The following is a 537-nucleotide window of genomic DNA, read 5'->3' on the forward strand; positions in this document are numbered from 1 at the left end:
AATCCCTGATCAGGATGGGATTGACAGCGCTGACAAAGATGCCGGCGTCAGAGAGCCAGTTGGCAACCGGTTCATAGTATCTGCCGGTATGTTCCATGCAGACTTTCGTTTCGCCGTCAAGGCTTTTGATCTGCTTGATGAGAGCGTTGATGGCAGACTGGGTGTGTGGAATGTCACAGGGCGGCATAAGAACCACATCACCGGGCCTGCGGATGGTGACAGTGCTTTTACCTTTGGAAACATCGATACCAACAGCGTTCATGAAAAAAAACTCCTTTGAAGTGAATTAGCAATGGTCAATACCAGATTTACTCATTGCCTATTCAATCTACTGGGGATATCACACGAACGAGAAAGTTCAACCTGCGTAAAACGAACGCTGCGAATGAGGGCTGGTTGGCTGACTATTTTACGGACGTTAAGTCCTGGAAAGGAGAGGCCAGACCTATTGCCCTACTCATTCTAACAGCTTAAGCAACAAGATGGGTAATTCCTTACTGGCGGTAAGGGGTATTAACCATAAATATATTGTAGTAG

1 protein-coding gene is annotated in these 537 nt (G+C 46.7%); it reads right to left on the reverse strand.

Annotated elements, in window-relative coordinates:
• On the reverse strand, window positions 1–262 hold a 262-nt coding region (locus H7U36_RS15050; RefSeq protein ID WP_205156431.1), incomplete at its 3' end, for an IS110 family transposase.
• Between the last annotated feature and the right edge of the window lie 275 nt (window positions 263–537).

It is taken from the genome of Faecalicatena fissicatena, assembly GCF_016900595.1.
GTDB lineage: Bacteria > Bacillota > Clostridia > Lachnospirales > Lachnospiraceae > Claveliimonas > Claveliimonas intestinigallinarum.